The sequence below is a fragment of the Rhodococcus sp. PAE-6 genome (genome assembly GCF_025290685.1).
Taxonomy (GTDB): domain Bacteria; phylum Actinomycetota; class Actinomycetes; order Mycobacteriales; family Mycobacteriaceae; genus Rhodococcus; species Rhodococcus pyridinivorans.
Genome location: NZ_JAOCLZ010000094.1, coordinates 1 through 493, shown reverse-complemented (window position 1 = coordinate 493; position 493 = coordinate 1). Strand labels below are relative to the sequence as shown.

Sequence of the window (493 nt, the reverse complement as noted above, 5' to 3'; positions counted from 1 at the left end):
GGCGTCGCATCAGCCAAGCCAGAGCCCGCGCCAGTCACTACAAACAACGACATCACAAACTGTCGTTGCAGTATTAGAGAGTGTCTCTTATGGTCTCGATCGTTTGTGCGGCATAATGCACCGTCGTGGTCGATGCGTTGTCTTCCCGGCTGGTACCGGATGCGTTGTGGGATATCGTCGAACCGTTGCTGCCCGGCTTCCGGGCGCGGCCGCAGGGTGGCGGCCGGGCGGCGCTCGATGATCGGGCGGTGTTCACCGCTATCGTCTACGTGCTCACCAGCGGCTGTGCCTGGCGGCACCTGCCGCCGTCATTCGGAGTCAGTGTTCCGACCGCGCATAGAAGGTTCACGACCTGGGCCAAGGCTGGGGTGTTCGACGAGCTGCACCGCCGGGTCCTCGACCAACTCGGTGCCGGTGGGGACCTGGACTGGTCCGCCGCGATCCTCGACGCCGCGCACGTGCGGGCGAAAAAGGGGGATCTTTGACCGGTCCC

The 493-nt window shown here is 64.3% G+C and carries 1 pseudogene; it reads left to right on the top strand.

The features are described from left to right. Positions 1 to 125: 125 nt before the first annotated feature. Positions 126 to 493: pseudogene (locus tag NVV99_RS26370) on the top strand (transposase); the annotation flags it as partial.